This window comes from Bradyrhizobium sp. NBAIM08 (assembly GCF_020193935.1).
Lineage (GTDB): Bacteria > Pseudomonadota > Alphaproteobacteria > Rhizobiales > Xanthobacteraceae > Bradyrhizobium > Bradyrhizobium yuanmingense.
Window position 1 is genome coordinate 1 of record NZ_JADYVR010000303.1, and the last position, 454, is coordinate 454.

Consider the following 454-nt stretch of genomic DNA (forward strand, 5'->3'; position numbering starts at 1 on the left):
GCCGAGGAACCGCTCCGCGAAGCCGATGCGCTCGGCCTCGGCGACCATCGTGGCGTGGAGGCCCTGGGTGTCCTTGCCCCCGGCGGTGAACGAGGCGGTGAGCACGGACTCGACCGACACGCCCGGCACCTCGGTGGGGTACTGGAGGGCGAGGAACAGGCCGGCCTGCGCCCGCTCCCACGTGTCCATGGCGAGGACGTCGACGCCGTCGAGCGTGACCGAACCGCCCGTGACCTCGTAGCCGGGGCGGCCGAGGATGACGTGCGACAGGGTGGACTTGCCCGACCCGTTCGGGCCCATGATGGCGTGGACCTCGCCCGAGCGGACGGTCAGGTCGATCCCCTTGAGGATCTCCTTGCCCGCCACGCCGGCGCGCAGGCCGGTGATTTCCAGCACGTGCTCGCTCACGCCACCACCACCTCGATCTCGCCGTCGACCACGCGCGCCTCGTAGA

At 71.6% G+C, this 454-nt stretch carries 1 protein-coding gene; it reads right to left on the reverse strand.

The window, feature by feature from the left end; genetic code table 11:
- Nucleotides 1–408: ATP-binding cassette domain-containing protein (locus I6F37_RS39610; protein ID WP_225154319.1), on the reverse strand; the 408-nt coding region annotated here is incomplete at its 3' end.
- Nucleotides 409–454 lie beyond the last annotated feature (46 nt).